Source organism: Xanthomonas sp. BRIP62418, assembly GCF_003993495.1.
Taxonomy (GTDB): domain Bacteria; phylum Pseudomonadota; class Gammaproteobacteria; order Xanthomonadales; family Xanthomonadaceae; genus Xanthomonas; species Xanthomonas euroxanthea.
Window position 1 is genome coordinate 106,091 of the sequence record NZ_QEZG01000022.1, and the last position, 17,683, is coordinate 123,773.

10 protein-coding genes are annotated in these 17,683 nt (G+C 67.5%); 4 read left to right on the forward strand and 6 right to left on the reverse strand.

The annotated features are described in order from the left end of the window. Positions 1-113: 113 nt before the first annotated feature. Positions 114-2,498, reverse strand: a complete 2,385-nt coding sequence (locus tag EO174_RS02205) for a TonB-dependent receptor (RefSeq protein WP_119127655.1) — start codon at positions 2,496-2,498, stop codon at positions 114-116. Between the two features lie 176 nt (positions 2,499-2,674). Between EO174_RS02205 and EO174_RS02210 the strand changes: the two genes are divergently transcribed. Next, positions 2,675-4,591, forward strand: a complete 1,917-nt coding sequence (locus EO174_RS02210) for an ABC-F family ATP-binding cassette domain-containing protein (RefSeq protein ID WP_115677226.1) — start codon at positions 2,675-2,677, stop codon at positions 4,589-4,591. Positions 4,592-4,896: 305 nt separating this feature from the next. Here EO174_RS02210 and ampR read toward each other — a convergent pair whose 3' ends face one another. Beyond that, on the reverse strand, positions 4,897-5,769 hold the full coding sequence (ampR, locus tag EO174_RS02215) for a LysR family transcriptional regulator AmpR (RefSeq protein WP_126941975.1): 873 nt from the start codon (positions 5,767-5,769) through the stop codon (positions 4,897-4,899). 100 nt (positions 5,770-5,869) lie between these two features. Between ampR and bla the strand changes: the two genes are divergently transcribed. Beyond that, positions 5,870-6,820 carry a class A beta-lactamase gene (bla, locus tag EO174_RS02220; protein ID WP_126941977.1) on the forward strand — a complete coding sequence of 317 codons (951 nt, stop codon included), beginning with the start codon at positions 5,870-5,872 and terminating at the stop codon, positions 6,818-6,820. Positions 6,821-6,826: 6 nt separating this feature from the next. On the opposite strand, the gene EO174_RS02225 is transcribed toward bla, so the two are convergent. From EO174_RS02225 to EO174_RS02240, 3 genes are all read right to left on the reverse strand, one after another. Continuing rightward, on the reverse strand, positions 6,827-8,977 hold the full coding sequence (locus tag EO174_RS02225) for a phospholipase C, phosphocholine-specific (RefSeq protein ID WP_126941979.1): 2,151 nt from the start codon (positions 8,975-8,977) through the stop codon (positions 6,827-6,829). Positions 8,978-9,204: 227 nt separating this feature from the next. Continuing rightward, positions 9,205-11,616: a TonB-dependent receptor gene (locus tag EO174_RS02230; RefSeq protein ID WP_126941981.1), complete on the reverse strand. Its 2,412-nt coding sequence runs from the start codon at positions 11,614-11,616 to the stop codon at positions 9,205-9,207. Positions 11,617-12,565: 949 nt separating this feature from the next. Beyond that, positions 12,566-13,810 carry an MFS transporter gene (locus EO174_RS02240; protein WP_104649771.1) on the reverse strand — a complete coding sequence of 415 codons (1,245 nt, stop codon included), beginning with the start codon at positions 13,808-13,810 and terminating at the stop codon, positions 12,566-12,568. A gap of 438 nt (positions 13,811-14,248) precedes the next feature. Between EO174_RS02240 and EO174_RS02245 the strand changes: the two genes are divergently transcribed. Continuing rightward, positions 14,249-14,545, forward strand: coding sequence for a zinc ribbon domain-containing protein (locus tag EO174_RS02245; RefSeq protein WP_126941985.1), 297 nt, complete (start codon positions 14,249-14,251; stop codon positions 14,543-14,545). Between the two features lie 105 nt (positions 14,546-14,650). On the opposite strand, the gene EO174_RS02250 is transcribed toward EO174_RS02245, so the two are convergent. Continuing rightward, the gene (locus EO174_RS02250) at positions 14,651-15,424 is read right to left on the reverse strand and encodes a DUF3011 domain-containing protein (RefSeq protein WP_126941987.1); all 774 of its coding nucleotides are present in this window, start codon (positions 15,422-15,424) and stop codon (positions 14,651-14,653) included. 156 nt (positions 15,425-15,580) lie between these two features. Between EO174_RS02250 and aspS the strand changes: the two genes are divergently transcribed. Beyond that, positions 15,581-17,347, forward strand: coding sequence for an aspartate--tRNA ligase (aspS, locus tag EO174_RS02255; protein ID WP_126941989.1), 1,767 nt, complete (start codon positions 15,581-15,583; stop codon positions 17,345-17,347). Positions 17,348-17,683: the final 336 nt, after the last annotated feature.

The following is a 17,683-nucleotide window of genomic DNA, read 5'->3' on the forward strand; positions in this document are numbered from 1 at the left end:
GCAAAAACGCACACGCCCCGGCAAGCCGGGGCGTGTGGTCGAGCGTCAGAATGCAATCGTGCAGCGTGCCTGGGCACTAAGTGCCTGGCAACACCGCAGGCTAGGCCGCCGGGTTACCAGCGATAGTTGATGCGGCCGTACACGTAGGCACCATTGAAGCCGAACGGCGACAGGTTGCTGTACGGGAACTGCCCGCTGGTGGAGTTGGCGAAATTGTTCTCGTCCGGGTACTCGTCCAGCAGATTGTCCGCACCCAGCGTCAGCGTCCAGCGATCGATCTTGTAGCTGGCCGAGGCATCCACCACCCACTTGGCGCCGAAGGTCTGGTCGTTGATCGCCGCGGCCGGACGCGTGCTGTACTTGCCATAGCGCGTGGCACCCAGTGCCAGCGTCCAGTGCTCCAGGTTCCAGCTGCCGTTGACCAGGAACTTGTCGCGCGGGAAACCTTCTTCGATGCGGCCGCGTTCGGTGCGGTCGATGCGCTCCAGGCTCAGTCCGTTGGCCGACAACGCGGCCGGATTGGCCGCGACACTGCGCACCTCGGTCTCCGAATAGTTGTAGCCGGCGGTCAGGTCCACGCTGCTGGCGGCCAGCTGCCAGCGGTAGCTGCCGACCACGTCCACACCGCGCGTGCGCGTGTCCACCGCGTTGGTGAAGTAGCGCCCGCCGTTGATGCCGAAGATGCCCTGCGCTTCGAGCAGGTTGCGCACGCCGGTGCCGGTGAGGTTGGACGACAGCACGATGCGGTCGTCCACGTCGATCTGGTACGCATCCACGGTGAGGTAGAGCGCATCGGTCGGCTGCAGCACCAGGCCCAGGCTGTAGGACAGCGAGGTCTCGGCATCCAGCGGCTCGGACCCCAGCGCACGCGCGACGGTGCTGTCGGCCGGGAAGGTGCGGATCTCGAACGGGTTCGGATTGCCGGCCAGGAAGGTGGTGCTGGTGGACTGGAAATACTGCTGCGCCAGCGACGGCGCGCGGAAGCCCGACGCCACCGTGCCGCGCAGCGCGACCCTGTCGGTGAATGCATAGCGGCCGGACAACTTGCCCGAGGCCTGGCTGCCGAAATCGTTGAAGTCTTCGTAGCGGCCGGCCAGGCCGGCGGAGAACTTGTCGGTGAAATCGGCTTCCAGATCCGCATACAGCGCGTAGCTGTCACGCGAATACTGCCCGGACACGCTCGGCGCAAACCCGCCGAAGCCCTGCGCGCCACCGGCCAGCGTGCCGGCCTGGAAATACGAGCCCACTTCGCCCGGCGACTGGTTCCACTTCTCGTTGCGGTATTCGGCGCCGAAGGCCACCGTCACCGGATACGCCAGGCCCCAGTCGAAGCCGCGCTTGACGTCCAGGTTGACGATGTTCTGCGTGGTTTCCAGCGCGCCATCGTAGAAGGAGGTCGGCGAGGTCGGCCCCAGGCTCACGTTGAGCGTGTTGCGGGTGTGGAAATCGATCTTGTTGTAGCCGTAGTTGTAGCTGGCATCCCAGTCCCAGCCGCTGGCCGTGGACCCGCGCACGCCGGCCACCAGCGAGCGGTCCTTGGCGTAGGTCTGGATTTCCGGCAGGAAGCCCTGCGGATAGACCGACAGGATGTTCTGGGTGCTGCCCGGCGCGCGGAAGAACGCGAACGAGGTGATGTCGCGGTTGCTGGCGGTGGCAAAGGCGTAACCGGTGATGCTGTCGCTGAAGGCGAACTCGGTGTTGGCCGACACCGCCTGCGCGTTGACGTCCGGGTCGCCGATCTTGAACGCCTTCTGGCCCACCGCCGGCTGCGAGGCGCTGGGGGCGCCGGCATAGCCGCGCGCACGGTCGGTGGGGTCCTGCTGGTTGAGCTGGGCGGCCACATGCAGCCAGCCGCGCTCGTTGCCGTACGCCACGCCGGTGTCGCCGGACAGCTCGTAGTTGCTGCCGTCGCCGGCCGAGTACTGGCCGAAGCCGGCCTGCAGGCTGCCGCCCTTCTCCGCGCCCTTGAGCACGATGTTGACCACACCGGCAATGGCATCGGAGCCGTATTGTGCCGAGGCGCCGTCGCGCAGCACTTCCACGCGCGCGATCGCCGCCACCGGAATGGTGTTCAGATCCACCGCCGCGGCGCCACGGCCGATGGTGCCGTTGAGGTTGAGCAGCGAGGAGGTGTGGCGGCGCTTGCCGTTGACCAGCACCAGCACCTGGTCCGGCGACAGGCCGCGCAGCTGTGCCGGACGGATCGCGCTGGTGCCGTCGCTCAGCGCAGGGCGCGGGAAGTTCAGCGACGGCAGCGCGCGGGCCAGTGCGGTGGCCAGCTCCGAGGTGCCGGTGGCCTGCAGCGACTCGGCGCTGATGATGTCGATCGGCGATTGCGACTCGGCCACGGTCCGGTCGGACACCCGGGTACCGGTGACGATGACGGTGTCCAGCGTGTTGGCGGGCGCGCTGGCCGGCGTGGCGCTCTGGGCAAAGGCGGGGGAGGCGAGCAGCGCCGCAACCACGGCGGTTGCGAGCGAGGACAGCGGGTAATTCATGACAACTCCGAACGGGGGTCCAGGCAGGACCAGCAAGGCTGGGCGGGGTCTGGTCGCGGCGACGCGAAGGAACGACGGCCAGCCCGAAGGCGCTAATTATTCGTTAACGCTAGAATGGCGTCGCAGGAGTGCTGCTCATCTGCTCATTCCTTTTCGTTCTATCGGACTGTCCATCAATGATTTCCCTGCGCAACTTCTCCATGCGACGCGGCGAGCGTCTGCTGTTGTCCAACGTCGACCTGACCATGCATGCCGGCTACCGCGTCGGTGTGGTGGGCCGTAATGGCACCGGCAAGTCGAGCCTGTTCGCCGCGGTCAAGGGCGAGCTGGAGGCGGACAAGGGCGATGTCGACCTGCCCGGCAAGGTGCGCACCGCCAGCGTCTCGCAGGAAACCCCGTCGCTGCCCGATCCGGCGCTGTCGTTCGTGCTGGGCGGCGACATCGAGGTTTCCGCGATCCTGCAGGAAGAGGCTGCGGCCACCGCGCGCGAGGACTGGGAAGCGGTGGCCAATGCGCACCAGAAGATGGCCGAACTCGGCGCCTACGATGCCGAGGCGCGCGCCGGCAAGCTGCTGCACGGCCTGGGCTTCCCGGCCGACACCCATCACCGCGCGGTGTCCTCGTTCTCCGGCGGCTGGCGCGTGCGCCTGAACCTGGCACGCGCGTTGATGATGCCCAGCGACCTGCTGCTGCTGGACGAACCGACCAACCACCTGGACATGGACGCGGTGCTGTGGCTGGAGCAATGGCTGCTCAAGTACCCGGGCACCTTGCTGCTGATTTCGCATGACCGCGAGTTTCTCGACAACGTGGCCACCCACACCCTGCACCTGCATGGCGGCACCGCCAAGCTGTACGTCGGCGGCTACACCGATTTCGAGCGCCAGCGCATCGAGCACCTGCGCCAGCAGCAGATCGCCCACGACAAGGAACAGGCCGAGCGCGCGCATCTGCAGAGCTTCATCGACCGCTTCAAGGCGCAGGCCAGCAAGGCCACCCAGGCGCAGAGCCGCATGAAGCGCCTGGCCAAGATGGCCGGCACCGAGGCGGTCCGCGCCGAGCGCGAGTTCCGCATCCAGTTTGCCCAGCCCAATCGGCTGCCGTTTTCGCTGATCCGGTTGAATCATGCGGCTTGCGGGTATGCGGCTGCGCCGCGGGAGCCGGGAATCGGGAATGGGGAATCGCAAAAGCGTGGGTCCAGCGATGCGATTACCGTGCTGCACGATGTCGGGTTCGGGCTGGAGGCGGGTGACCGGATCGGGTTGCTGGGGCCCAATGGTGCGGGTAAGTCCACGCTGGTGAAGACGTTGGTGGGCGAGCTTGCGCCGCTGTCGGGCGAGCGCAGTGCGCATCCGGACCTGCGGATTGGCTACTTCGCCCAGCACACGGTGGAGTCGCTGCACGAGGGCCAGTCGCCGATGGATCACTTCCGCGAGCTGTCGCCGGATGGTGCCAACCAGGCGTTTCGCGACTTCCTGGGCAAATGGAATTTCGCCGGCGACCGTGCGTTCGAGGTGGTGGATGGTTTTTCCGGCGGCGAGCGCGCGCGTCTGGCGCTGGCGCTGATCGCCTGGCAGCAGCCGAACGTGCTGCTGCTGGACGAACCGACCAACCATCTGGACCTGGAAATGCGCGAGGCACTGGCCGAAGCGTTGAGCGACTTCGAAGGTGCGATCGTGATGGTCTCGCATGACCGCCATCTGATCGGCCTGGTCTGCGACAGTTTCTGGCGCGTGGCCGATGGCGTGGTCGAGCCGTTCGAAGGCGACCTGGACGAATACGCCGCCTGGCTGCGCAGCCGCCCGGCCGCCCAGGGCACCAAGCAGAAGATGGCCGAAGTGGCGCCGACACCGCCACCGCCGACCAAGCCGCTGCCGCCGAAGAAGGCCGTCAACCCGCACAAGCTGGCCAGCGCCGAAAAGCGCGTCGGCGAACTGGAAGCGGCGTTGGCGGCGCTGGACCGCGAGCTCGCCAACCCGGGCAACTATGCCGACAGCGAGAAGATGGCGGTGCTGGGCCGCGACCGCGAGGCCACCGCACAGCAACTGGTGGCTGCGGAAGCGGCGTGGATGGAGCTGATCGAGGGGGTGTAGCAGCGGTCGCGGTGATGGGGCTGGTGATGGTGCCTGTTGATCGCTGGTGCAAGAGGGCGAAGGTGATGGAAGTTCGCGCCCGTACCCTCATCCGGCGCTACGCGCCACCTTCTCCCAGCGGGAGAAGGGAGCAAGCCGCCGCTCTGGTGATTAAGCCCCTCTCCCTGCGGGAGAGGGGTTGGGGTGAGGGTACGACGGAAGACAGGCATCTCGATGGAAGGGCTGGGTGAGGTGCGGCGCAGCCATCTCACAAGAGAGGCAGCGTCGCGTGCACGCAGGCAACCGGCCCGGGAACGCATCCAGCGTCACCCCGGCGTTTGCTCCACCAACAACCACGCAAGAAACCTGCGCCCAGCCTCGCTCTCCGCCCGCGAGCGCAGCCGCGTCAGCCAATAACGTCCAGCGTCGATCTGGATCGGAAACGGGCACACCAGGCGCCCGGCATCCAGGTCCTGGCGAAACATCGGCAGCGGCAATAACGCCACACCGATACCGGCCGCCGCGGCGCTGGCCAGGGTCAACGAGGAATCGAACATCGCTCCGCGTGCGGCGACTTCGGCCACGCCCGCGGCGCGAAACCACTGCGGCCATTCGTCCTGGCGATACGAGCGCAATAACGGCAGTTGCGCCAGATCGGTCGGCGTGCGCAAGCCACGTGCCATGGTCGGCGCACACACCGGCGCAAACGGCGCCTCCATCAACGCCTCGGCAATCTGCCCCTGCCAGTCGCCATCGCCAAACCGGATCGCCAGATCCAGGCCTTCGCCGGCCAGGTCGACGCGGTTGTTGTGAGTCGACAGGCGCAGCTCGATCTCCGGATGCGCCGCATGAAAGGCATCCACGCGCGGCAGCAGCCAGCCGGTGGCGAAGGTACCCACCACGCCGACACTGAGCACCTCGCGATAGCGGCCATCGGCAAAGCGCTCCAGGGTGGCGGCAATGCGATCGAAGGCCTCGGCCAGCACCGGCGCCAGCGCGACGCCCTCATCGGTGAGTGCCACCCCGCGCGGTAGCCGATGGAACAGGCTGCTGCCCAGCTGCTGCTCCAGCGCCTTGATCTGGTGGCTGAGTGCGGCCTGGCTGACGCACAGCTCGCTCGCCGCACGGGTCAGGTTCTGGTGGCGTGCGGCGGCCTCGAAGGCGCGCAAGGCGTTGAGCGGGAGGCGAGGGCGTGGCATGCGCAGAGATTAGTTCAATTCATGCCAGGGATCGAAACATCGCGATACTCCGGCGGCCGCCCCGGGCCGATACTGCGGGCTCTGATCGGGAGGCTGGTCCATGTTGAAGCGTCGACAATTCCTGTGCGCATCCGGCGCGGGTGTGCTGCTTGCAGCGTCCAGGCCCCTACGTGCCGTCAGTCTGGTGGCGTCTGCGGCGGTTGAGTTGCGAGAGGCATGGGCCGGGATCGAGCGCAGGAGCGGTGGCCGCCTGGGCATCTGCCTGCTCGACAGCGCCACCGGCAGGCGCATCGGCCAGCGTGAGGACGAGCGCTTCCCGCTGTGCAGCACATTCAAATTTGTATTGGCTGCGGCGGTGCTGCAGCGGGTGGACAAGGGCGAGCTGACCCTGGGGAAACGGGTGAAGATCCGCGCCGCCGACATGCTTGAACATGCCCCGATCACCGAGCGCCATGTCGGCGGGTCGCTGAGCGTGGCCGAGCTGTGTCGGGCCACGATGATCCATAGCGACAACCCGGCCGCCAATCTGCTGTTTCCGCTAGTAGGCGAGCCGGCCGGACTGACCGCCTTCCTGCGTGGCATCGGCGATGCGCACACGCGCAGCGACCGCCACGAGCCGGAGATGAACCGGTTCGCCCCGGGCGACCCGCGCGACACCACCACCCCGGCGGCAATGGCCGCCACCTTGCGCACCCTGCTGCTGGGCGACGCGCTGCAGCCGGCCTCGCGCAAGCAGTTGACCGACTGGATGATCGACAACCGCACCGGCGATACCTGCCTGCGCGCCGGCCTGCCGCGCGGCTGGAAGATCGGCGACAAGACCGGCAGCAACGGCAGCGACACCCGCAACGACATCGCCATCCTGTGGCAGCCAGGACGCCAGGCGCCGCTGCTGCTGACCGCCTATCTCAATGGCGCAACGGTCGATGCTGCCGCACGCGATGCAGCGCTCAAGGCTGTTGCTGCCGCGGTCGCGATGACGGGCGCGGGGTTCACCGACGACGCGTTCCAGCGCGAGTGGCGCACGCTGACAGAGGTCGCGCCGCGCTGAGTTTTCTCAACCCGGCGCGCCGATCACCAGCGGCTCGTCCTGCTGCAGCCGCGCCGGCCCGCCCATGGCCGGGTCGCTGACGCTGTCTGCGCCGGTTTCGATGCGCCCGGCAAGCCGCTGCGCTGCGCCGTCGTGCGTCACCCACAGGTCGTACCAGCCGCCGGTTGCTGCTGCCTGCCAGCGGCGTCGTTCGGTGGCGCCGGGTGCAATGCGCAGGCGTTCGTGCGGTTGCGCGGTGGCATACGCGCCCGGCTGCAGCTCCACCTGCACCGCAGTGCTGCCGGCATTGCGCAGCGCTAGGGACACGGCCGCGCGATCGTTCGCATCCTGGGTGATCTCGGCCACCAGTAACGGTGCGCCTGGATCTCCGCAATAATGACGATGGAAGCCATTGGGGCCGATCAACCACAGGTCGTAACGGCCATCGCCGGTGGCCCACGTGCCATCCACTGCCGCGCCGTTCCCCACCGTATAACGACGCGGAATTGCGGCAAGATCGAGGCGGTCGTAGACGTGCAGGACCACCGCCGCGCCAGCATTGGACATGCGCAGCTTCACCTCGCCACGCTCAGGCAGATAAGCCAGTTCCACGCTGGGGCGATACGGCAGCGCCCGCGAACGGCGGGTACCGAACGGCTGCTGCGGCGATTGCAACGTGGCCGGCAACGGCGGCAGTGCGTGTTCGCGCAGGGCTGCCGCGCGCGCTGCGGTGGCGCTGACATCGGGCAACGCCGCGACGAAGGGGCGCGCATCGGCATTGCGGAAGTCGAATGCACCGGTGAGGTCACCGCACACCGCGCGCCGCCACGGCGTGATCTCCGGCGCGGGCACGCCGAAGCGGCGTTCCAGCAGGCGCAATACCGAGGTATGGTCGTACACCTGCGAATCCACCCAGCCGCCGCGGCTCCACGGCGAGATCACGTACAGCGGCACGCGCGGGCCCAGGCCATAGGGACGGCCGCGCAGCTCGGGCAGATCCACCTTCTGTTCGCCCGGTGCCGGGTGGCGATGGTAGTCGTCGTCGGTGGCGATGCTCGATGCGCCGGCAAGGCCGCCGGCCGCGCGCGGGTCCAGCGACGGTGGCGCCGGCGGCGGCATGTGATCGAAAAAGCCGTCGTTCTCGTCGAACATCAACAACAGCGCGGTGCGGCTCCACACCTGCGGATCGGCGGTCAGCGCATCCAGCACACGCGCGGTATAGGCCGCGCCCTGCGCAGGACTGGACGGATCCGGATGCTCGCTGCCGGCCGCATCGGCGATGACGAAACTCACCGATGGCAGACGCCCGCCCAGCACGTCGGCGCGCAGCTGCTCGACACCGCGTGTGCTGACGCCACGCGCGCGCAACTGCGCATCGTGCCCGGGTGCAGCAGTGAAGGCCTGCCGGAACGGCGCAAAGCCGGCCAGCGGGTTGTCGGTGAAGTTGTCGTGCATGTCCTGATAGATCTGCCAGGACACACCCGCTTTCTGAAGATGTTCAACGTAGGTCGTCCAGCGATACGGCTCGGCGAAACCACCCAGTTCCGGAAAGTTGTCATGCGAGTTGCCGATCACCGGCCCGCCGGCGCGCCCCTGCGGGTCGTTGCCGCCGCTCCACAGAAGCACGCGATTGGAATTGGTGCCGGTCTGGATCGAGGCGTGGTACGCATCGCAAATGGTGAAGGCGTCGGCAAGCGCGTACTGGAACGGAATATCCGCGCGCCGGTAATAGCCCAGTGCGTGGTTGTGCTTGGCCGCGGCCCAGTGCCCGAGCCGGCCGTGATCCCAGGCGCGTTGCGCATCCACCCAGCTATGCGGCGTGCCTTGCACGCGCATGAAGCCGAATTGTGCTGCGGTATCCAGCGCAAACGGCGTCAGCCATTGGCGGCCGTCTTCGCTGGGTTGCAGCCACACCGTGCGCGCGGGCGCGCCCGGCAGCGGCGGCGCGGGAATGGGGAAACGATCGCCGAACCCGCGCACGCCGGGCAGGGCGCCGAAGTAATGATCGAAGGCGCGGTTTTCCTGCATCAGGATCACCACATGCTGCAGATCTTCCAGCGTGCCGGTGCGGCGGTCCGGTGCGATGGCGGCGGCCCGCGCGATGCTGGGCGGCAGCAGCGCGGCGGCGGCGCCGGCAAGCCCGGTCTGCAGAACGCGGCGGCGGGGAAGGTCGATCATCGTGTCACCTGGTTTGGCGCGCCAAACCTGTCGGCGCTGGAGCGGGCCGAGCGTACCCAATGCGTCAGCGCGTGTGTTCTGGCGCGTGCGTGCACAAGCGCCAATGCCGTCCCTTTGCAGGTGCGCAGGAGACGATGCAGGGAGCGGATCGGTAATGTGCCTTTTCCCCGATCTGTCCCCATCCACTGGAATCCTATCGCCTGTCGGGCAGCGGTGCGCCGTCTACGCTAGAGATCCAGCGTCACGGTCAGCCCGACCGTGCGCGGCGCGCCGATGAACGCGCTGTCGCTGCCGTCCACGCCTTCCAGATAGCGCTTGTCGGTGAGGTTGCTGACGTTGAGCGCCAGCTGCAGGCCCTTGAGCTGCGACGACAGTTGCGACAGTTCCACGCCCAGGTTGGCATCGAAGGTGGTCACGCCATCGAGTGCCGCACGGTTGGAGGCGTCCAGGTAGCGCTTGCCCAGGTAGCGCCCGGACACGCCGAAGCGCCACGCCTGGCCGCGCCAGTCCGCCGACACCACCAAGGTGTTGCGCGGTTGGCCGATCACCTGCGCACCGGGGGTGATCTCCAGCGCGGTGTCGCGCGCGGCATCGCCGCTGCCCAGGTAATCGGCCTTGTTGTAGGTATAGGCACCGTTGATGCGCCAGCCGTTGTCCCAGCCATAGCCGAGCGCCGCTTCCACGCCGCGCGCATGCACGCCGCCAAAGTTCTCGTACACGCCATCGGTTTCGCCCAGGTAGTCGATGCCGGTGACGAAGTTGGCCGGCACATAGACGATGCGGTTGTCGAAGCGGATGTCGTACAGCGTCACGCTGCCGGTCAACGGCCAGCGGCTCAGGCGAAGGCCGAGTTCGACGTTGTCGGCGGTTTCCGGTTGCACCCGGCTCAGCGCGACCGGGTCGGTTTCGCCCAGCACGCCGGAGGGAATCGCGGCGAAGTTCTGCGAATACCCGGCAAAGGCTTCCAAGCCCTGCACCGGGGTGGTCCAGGTCAGGCCGGCCGACAGCAGCGGGTCCGAATGCGAATCCGACTCCACATGCTGCGCATCGCCGATGCGGCGGTCGCGGGTCTGGTCGACGAAGAACTGCTTGACGCCCACGCGCCAGGCGAAGGCGCCGTAACGCATCACGTCCTCGACGTAATACATCTGCTCGTCGGTCTGGTAGTCGTCCTTGAACTGCACCCAGTACGGCTGATGATCGAAGCCGATGTTGGTGCCGACGTTGAGCAGGCGATGCCAGTCGCGGGTGACGCTACGGTCGTAACGTTCCAGCCACGCACCGGCACGCACGGTGTTGTCGATGGCGCCCAGATCCGCGCGCCATTCCACATCGGCCATTGCGCCGGCGCGGTGGTTGTCGTAGTGGCTGTGGCGATACGACTGCACCGGCACCGAACCGGCCGGATAGCAGGCCGGGTTGGATTCAGCAGGCAGCGCATCGCTGCCGGTGCAACCGGCCAGCATCGTCGCCGCCGCGCCGCCGGGCGTGAGGTAATACAGCTTGCCCAGGTCGCTGCCGGCATACACGGTGTTGCCGCCACGCGCTTCGGATTCCGCTGCGCCGGCGCCGTCGTTGGTGACATCCACCAGATACGGCGGAATCCAGTCGCCACGGCCCTGCATGCGGTGCGCGTAGCCGGTCAGCGTGGTCTTGAAGCCATTGCCGCCATCGAAGGCGCCGCGCAGATAGCCGAAGGTGTTCTTGCGCAGCGCGCGCGAGCCGGAGCGATAGTTCTGGTCCAGGTACGGAATGCCGGTGAGCGTGCCGGTCAGCAGGTCGTGCTCGGGGTCGCGCACGAACTGTTCGGGCGTCACGCTGGTGTACTCGGATTCGTCGGCATCGTCGTAGGACGCGTAGCCGCTGAGCGTCCACTTGTCCAACACGCTGACGAACTTGCCGGCCAGGTGGTCGCGGCGGGTGTGGCCGCTGCCGTCGATCCAGTCGTCGTTGCGTGCCGACGAGCCGCTGACCCAGGCGCGTGTGTTGCCGCCGAGCAGGCCGGTGTCGTAGCGCGCGTAATACTTGCGCGCCTGGTTGTCGCCGATGCCGCCGATCACGCGCACGCGCTGCTCTTCCAGCGGGTCGCCGGTGAGGTAGTTCAAGGTGCCACCCAACGCTTCGTTGGAGCGCGAGGCGATGTCGGCGGTGCCCTGGCTGACTTCCACCGTTTCCAGGTCCGGCATGTCGATGAAGCGGTTGGCCTTGGAGCCGCCGCCATAGGCCGAGCCGCCGTTGGGCACGCCATCGATGGTGGTACCGATCTGCTGGGTATCGCGATTGCTGACGAAGCCGCGCATGCTGATCTGGGTGCCCCAATCCGACGAGCCGAAGGCATCGGCCTCGGTGACCACCACGCCGGGCAGTTCGTTGAGCGCATCGTTGACGCTGCCCAGCACGAACTGGCGGTCCAGCATTTCCTTGCTGACATTGGTCCTGGAATACGTCATCGCCTGGCCGACCACCTGCACCTGATCCAGCGTGGACACCTGCTCGCCAGCGCTGCCCGGTTCGGCCGCGGACGGGCCAGACGCTGCGCCATCGGGGGCTTGCTGTGCGTAGGCGGGCAGGGTGAGCGGAACCAGTAGCAACGCGAGCGTGGCCGGATGGCGCACGCGCGAGGAGGACGTCGAATCCATTACAATCCAACAAGCGGGGAGGTCCGCAAAGACTGCCGCGCTTGCATTGCGTGATGATGACCGCGCAAAAGGTGTGGTCGGGATCACTGGATGGTTTTACTACGCCCTGCCGCAAGGACGATTGCGGGCTAGCGCCGTCTGCATGCTTCGCGTTGGGTCGTTGAACGACACCTCCGAAACTGCGTGTCATACCGAGGCTATTCATTCCAAGACAGGCGATGCGAATCGTCGCGTCGTTGGAGGGGTGGTCAAGTGCTTGGGTCAAAAGCTCAGGTCGTCGAGGGCGCAGCGCCCTCACCGCTTGCGGGACACGCCGTGAACCCATCCCTGGGGGCTCGGTGGCGGCATCCATGCCGCCACACGGTCCCGCAACCCGCAAGAACACCGCCTCAGGACGTTAGTCCGGCTGCTTATCGAAAGCATTTCACTCGGCTTGCAGCGGCACACGAGACATTTCGATATTTCGTGTCGACAGCCTGCCTGTTGCTCGGCTTGCGCGGGAACTGATCTGGCGCAACGTGATTCGAACAACGCAAGCCATGCCCTGCTCGCAGCTGCGCACACCGACCATCCAGACAGGTCCTTGTCCGCCCACCGTCGCGGGACCTTGAGCGGCATGGATGCCGCGCCAGAGCCTCCATGGATGGATTCACGGCGTGTCCCACGATGGTGGGCGGGCAAGGGCCCTGCAGCCAAGCCGCAGATCATCGGCTCTACAGATGATCTACACGGCCTTCTATCAACTGCTCTGTCTTGCGGCGTGTCCCACGATGGTGGGCGGGCAAGGGCCCCGCGGCCAAGCCGCAGACCATCGGCTCTACAGCTGATCTACACGGCCTTCTATCAACTGCTCTGTCTTGCGGCGTGTCCTGCGATGGTGGGCGGGCAAGGGCCCGCAGCCAAGCCGCAGATCATCGGCTCTGCGACCGATGCCCGCGAAACGGGGGCGTTAGCCGCTCCTGGTGTGCGGCGGTGCTTCGGCCTGCTGCGTTTCCGGCATCAACTCCAACGCCGATGGGGTGGTGCGCAGCATCGGGCGGAAAGAGATCGGGTGGATGCGGCGGCGCGTGAAGCGCAGCAGGCGTGCCAGGGTAAATCCGGCGAGTGCCAGCAGCATCACCGCGAAATAGACCGGGAGCGCGGCAGGGCCGAATTTCTGCATCGCGCCACCGGCCAGGGCCGGACCGATCGCCGCGCCCACGCCATGTACCAGCAGCAGGCTGCTGCAGCCGGAGAGCAGATCTTCGCGCGGCAGGTAATCGAGCATGTGTGCCACCGCGAACGGATACAGCGAGAACGCCAAGCCGCCGTACACGAAGAACAGCACGAACAACAGTTGCGTCTGTGCCTGCACCATCGGCACCGCGGCGGCGATCGCGATGCCGGCCGCCAGCATGCTGATCGTGACCAGGCCGATGCGCCGGTCATGTCCATCGCTGATGCGCCCGATCGGCCACTGCAACACTGCACCGCCGATGATGGCGGTGAGCATGAACATCGCCACGCCGTCGGCATCCAGCCCGATGCGGTCGGCGTACACCGGCAACAAGCCCCAGAACGCCCCCATCGCCAGGCCCGACAATCCCGCGCCGATGGTCGCCACCGGGGCCAACGCGTACAGCGTCTTGAGGCGCAGGCGCGACACGTGCGGCACCTCGGGCGGAATCAGGCGCGTGGTCATCACCGGCATCACTGCCGCGCAGATCAGGATCGCCGTCAGCGTGAACATCGCCGGTGCGCCCGCATCGCCTGCGGTGAGCAGGATCTGGCCCAGCGCCAATGCCGACAGATTGATCGCCATGTACACCGAAAACACCCGGCTGCGCCGGCGCGCGTCCGGCTCGGCGTTGAGCCAGCTCTCGATCACCGTGTACAGGCCGACCAGTGCCGCGCCGGTGACCAGCCGCAGCAATCCCCAGCCCCAGGCGTTCAGCCAGATCGGATGCAGCAGCACCGCGATCGCCGCCAGCGCCGCGTAGAACGCGAATGCGCGGATATGCCCGATGCGCCGAATCAGCGGCGGTGCGAAGAAGGTGCCGAGAAAGAAGCCGGCGAAATACCCGGACATGATCAGGCCGAGCGCACGCGCATCGAAACCGGCCTGGCCACCGCGCACGGCAAGCAGGGTACCGAGCAGCCCGCTGCCGGTCAGCAGCAGGGCAACGCCCAGCAGTAAGGCAGTCAGCCGCAACATGGATGCGGTCCTCGTGGGGGAAGAGGCGCGTCGATCACCTGTTCGAGTGTAGCAGCCCGTGTCGCGCGGCTTGACCGAAGCCAGCTGGCTTTCGGCGTTCGATACCAAGTGGTTGGCTGTAGTTCGGCGCGAAGCATGGATGTTCGACGTTCCGGATGACGGCCCCGCCTGCCTGCGCAGTTCGCACGGTCACGCCGCCCCATCACTCGGTGCCCAGGCCGGCGACCGTCGGCATGCGCGCGCACGCCTTGCAGTCTGCCGACGGAGCCGCGATGCCGGGCGCCCATCGGGCGCACGGGCGGGCGCGCAGCGATCACCGGTCGATGTCTCTCGCCGGCAACGCGTGCGCGTGTGGTCAAGCGCAGATTCACCACTGCACCTGCCTGCCCGCATCCGTCTAGAATCTGCGCCCCTGCATCGTCTTCAGCTGATCCTGCCATGCCCATCTACGGTTTCCAGTGCACCACCTGCGGCCACGCCTTCGACCGCCTGCAGAAGATGGCCGACCCCGATCCGCAGACCTGTCCGGCCTGCGCGGCGGCCACGATCAAGCGCCAGATCACCGCGCCGTCGTTCCGTCTGTCCGGTAGCGGCTGGTACGAAACCGACTTCAAGTCGGCGGGCGAGAAGAAGAAAAACCTCAGCGAGAGCAGCAGCGCCGGTGGCGATGCCAAGCCGACCGCCGCCGCCGCCGAGAGCAAGCCCGCGGCCAAGCCCGCGGCCGACCCTGCCTGAGCCGGACCAGCGCGCCGCAACGATGGGCGGTGCCGGGCAGCGGCTGGCAGTGCTGAAGCCGCAACCCCCTGTCCCGACCCGTAAGCGGCGCGTGTACCTGCTGCCTCAACGTGCCTCGAAGCGCGCCCGGCAGCCATCGTTGACCCACAGCGTCGCGCGGCGGTCGTCGTACCCCCAACTGCGGCCTTCTTCACAACGGGTGTCGGACAGCTGGCGGGTCAGCACCGGGCGGCCATAGCGGCCATCCCAGCCGCAGGTGCGCAGGCGGCGGTCGTCACTGGCGCAGGTGATGGCGTAATCGTTGCGCGGGCGGTCGTCGCGGCCACCGTCGCCGCCGTCACCCCGGCCCCAGCCGCCGCCGCGTGCCTGCGCAAACTCGCCCCGGCAGCCGTCGTCCACCCAGATCCGGCCCCCGTCCTGGCGCCAGTTGCGGCCTTCCACGCAGGGCGTGTTGGACAGTTGGCGTACCAGCATGGCGCGGCGCCAGCCGGTGTCACAGATCTTCTGGCGCTGGTCGTTGCTCTCGCAGCGCACCGTACCGGCGACCCCGCCACCGCCGGGGCCAGTGTTGCCGCCCCAGCCGCCGCCGCCGTTGCGACCATCGACAAAGCGCCCACGGCAGCCATTGTCGACCCAGACCCGGCCGCGGTCGCTGCCCCAGTTGCGGCCTTCGATGCAGCGGGTGCCGGAGATGTTTTCGACTAGCACCGCGCGGCCGCGGAACGGCGTATCGCACTCACGGCGACGGTTGTCGTTGCTGGAGCAGGTGATGCTGGGGCCGTTCCAGCCACGGTCCTGCGCGGCGACAGGCGCACTGGTCAGCAGGCCGGTCAGGGTGATCAGGCCGAAGCCGGAGAGCAGCAGGGCGGTGCGCAGCATCGTGTCGTCCTTGGTGCGGAAGGGTCTGGCGCCTATTCAGCCGGGCGCTGACTTAAGCGGCCATGAGCGCCTGCGCATTTGCTCCTGTCGCCCGCCGGCCCCAGAATATCCGGCTCTCCGGCGCCGTCCTGCGTCGGGTTTTCAGCGGAGCTTTCGATGCGTACCCACTTCTGCGGCCTGGTCGATGAGACCTTGATCGGCCAAACCGTCACTCTCGCCGGCTGGACCGACGTGGCCCGCAACCTGGGCGGGGTGTGCTTCATCGACCTGCGTGACCACGAAGGCATCGTGCAGGTGACGGTGGAGCCGGTGGCCGGCGACGACGCCAGCGCCGAGCTGTTCAAGGTGGCCGCCAGCCTCGGCTACGAGGACGTGCTGCAGGTCGAAGGCGTGGTGCGCGCGCGTCACGCGGTCAACGACAAGCTGCGCACCGGCAAGGTGGAAGTGATCGCCACCCGCATCAGCATCCTCAACAAGGCTGCGCCGCTGCCGTTCCATGCGCATGAAAACCCGGGCGAGGAAACCCGCCTGAAGTACCGTTACCTGGATTTGCGCCGTCCGGAAATGCAGCGCATGCAGCGCACCCGCATCAAGCTGGTGCAGGCGCTGCGCCGGCACCTGGACGCACGCGATTTCCAGGACATCGAAACCCCGATCCTGACCAAGGCCACTCCGGAAGGCGCACGCGACTTCCTGGTGCCGGCGCGCATGCATCCGGGCGAGTTCTACGCCTTGCCGCAGAGCCCGCAGCTGTTCAAGCAGATCCTGATGGTGGCCGGCTTCGACCGCTACTACCAGATCGCACGCTGCTTCCGCGACGAAGCGCTGCGCGCCGACCGCCAGCTGGAATTCACCCAGCTGGACATGGAATTTGCCTTCGTGCGCGAGCGCGACGTGCAGGATTTCGTCGAAGACATGATCCGCGCCATCTTCGCCGAAGTGGTGGACGTCGAACTGGCCGCGCAGTTCCCGCGCATGACCTGGGCCGAGGCGATGCGTCGCTATGGTTCGGACAAACCGGACCTGCGCATCGCGCTGGAGCTGGTCGATGTGGCCGAGCTGGTCAAGGCCAGCGAGTTCCCGGTGTTCACCGCCGCCGCCAATGACGCCGACGGCCGCGTGGCCGCGCTGCGCATCCCCGGTGGCGCCACGCTGAGCCGCAAGCAGATCGACGACTACGCCGCGCACGCCGCCAAGTACGGCGCCAAGGGCCTGGCCTACATCAAGCTGTCGGAGACCGGCGAGGTCAGCTCGCCGATCGCCAAGTTCTTCGGCGAAGAGGCCTTCGCCGCACTGCTCAAGCACGTCGGTGCAACCAACGGCGACATCGTGTTCTTCGGTGCCGGCCGCTACAACACCGTGTCCGACTTCATGGGCGCACTGCGCCTGAAGGCCGGCAAGGAATTCAATCTGGTCGCCGATGGCTGGGCGCCGCTGTGGGTTACCGATTTCCCCATGTTCGAATGGGACGAGGAGGCGCAGCGCTACGTGGCCCTGCATCACCCCTTCACCGCGCCGGCGGTGGACGACATCGCCGACCTGCGCGCCAACGCCCGCACCGCGGTCTCGCGTGGTTACGACATGGTGCTCAACGGCAACGAGATCGGCGGCGGTTCGATCCGTATCCACCGCCCGGACATGCAGAGCGCCGTGTTCGAGCTGCTCGGCATCGGCGCCGATGAGGCGCGTGCCAAGTTCGGCTTCCTGCTGGATGCCTTGAACTACGGCGCCCCGCCACACGGCGGCATCGCCTTCGGCATCGACCGCATCGCTGCATTGATGGCCGGTACCGAGTCGATCCGCGACGTCATCCCGTTCCCCAAGACCACCGGCGCGCAGGACCTGATGACCGACGCCCCGTCGCCGATCGCCGCCGATCAGCTGGCCGAAGTGCACGTGCAGGTACGCCCCAAGCAGGCCTGACCTGCCACACACGGCCACGCCAGCGCGTGGCCGTGCAGCCGATACGCCGCGCCCCAGCGTGTCGCATGCGTAGATGCGGTGGCGCGCTGCACATCTGCCGAACTGGCGGTGTCCTCAGCCGAGGCGCGCCCTGCCGCAACCGCGACGCAGGGCCGCGCTCCTCGCGCGCCCTCGACAATCCACTGCGAGCGGTCCACACACGCATCGCCTCGGAAACGCGGATCCCGGATGCTTTCCCGCCTCCCGCCTCCCGCCTCCCGCCTCCCGCCTCCCGCCTCCCGCTTCCCGCTTCCCGCTTCCCGCTTCCCGAATCCCCATTCCCCATTCCCCATTCCG

What these genes read in the sequence shown, in the direction of transcription:
- EO174_RS02230 (WP_126941981.1), bottom strand. Translation starts at nt 11,616, where the DNA reads ATGGATTCGACGTCCTCCTCGCGCGTGCGCCATCCGGCCACGCTCGCG.
- EO174_RS02245 (WP_126941985.1), top strand. Translation starts at nt 14,249, where the DNA reads ATGCCCATCTACGGTTTCCAGTGCACCACCTGCGGCCACGCCTTCGAC.
- ampR (WP_126941975.1), bottom strand. Translation starts at nt 5,769, where the DNA reads ATGCCACGCCCTCGCCTCCCGCTCAACGCCTTGCGCGCCTTCGAGGCC.
- EO174_RS02205 (WP_119127655.1), bottom strand. Translation starts at nt 2,498, where the DNA reads ATGAATTACCCGCTGTCCTCGCTCGCAACCGCCGTGGTTGCGGCGCTG.
- EO174_RS02250 (WP_126941987.1), bottom strand. Translation starts at nt 15,424, where the DNA reads ATGCTGCGCACCGCCCTGCTGCTCTCCGGCTTCGGCCTGATCACCCTG.
- EO174_RS02210 (WP_115677226.1), top strand. Translation starts at nt 2,675, where the DNA reads ATGATTTCCCTGCGCAACTTCTCCATGCGACGCGGCGAGCGTCTGCTG.
- aspS (WP_126941989.1), top strand. Translation starts at nt 15,581, where the DNA reads ATGCGTACCCACTTCTGCGGCCTGGTCGATGAGACCTTGATCGGCCAA.
- bla (WP_126941977.1), top strand. Translation starts at nt 5,870, where the DNA reads ATGTTGAAGCGTCGACAATTCCTGTGCGCATCCGGCGCGGGTGTGCTG.
- EO174_RS02240 (WP_104649771.1), bottom strand. Translation starts at nt 13,810, where the DNA reads ATGTTGCGGCTGACTGCCTTACTGCTGGGCGTTGCCCTGCTGCTGACC.
- EO174_RS02225 (WP_126941979.1), bottom strand. Translation starts at nt 8,977, where the DNA reads ATGATCGACCTTCCCCGCCGCCGCGTTCTGCAGACCGGGCTTGCCGGC.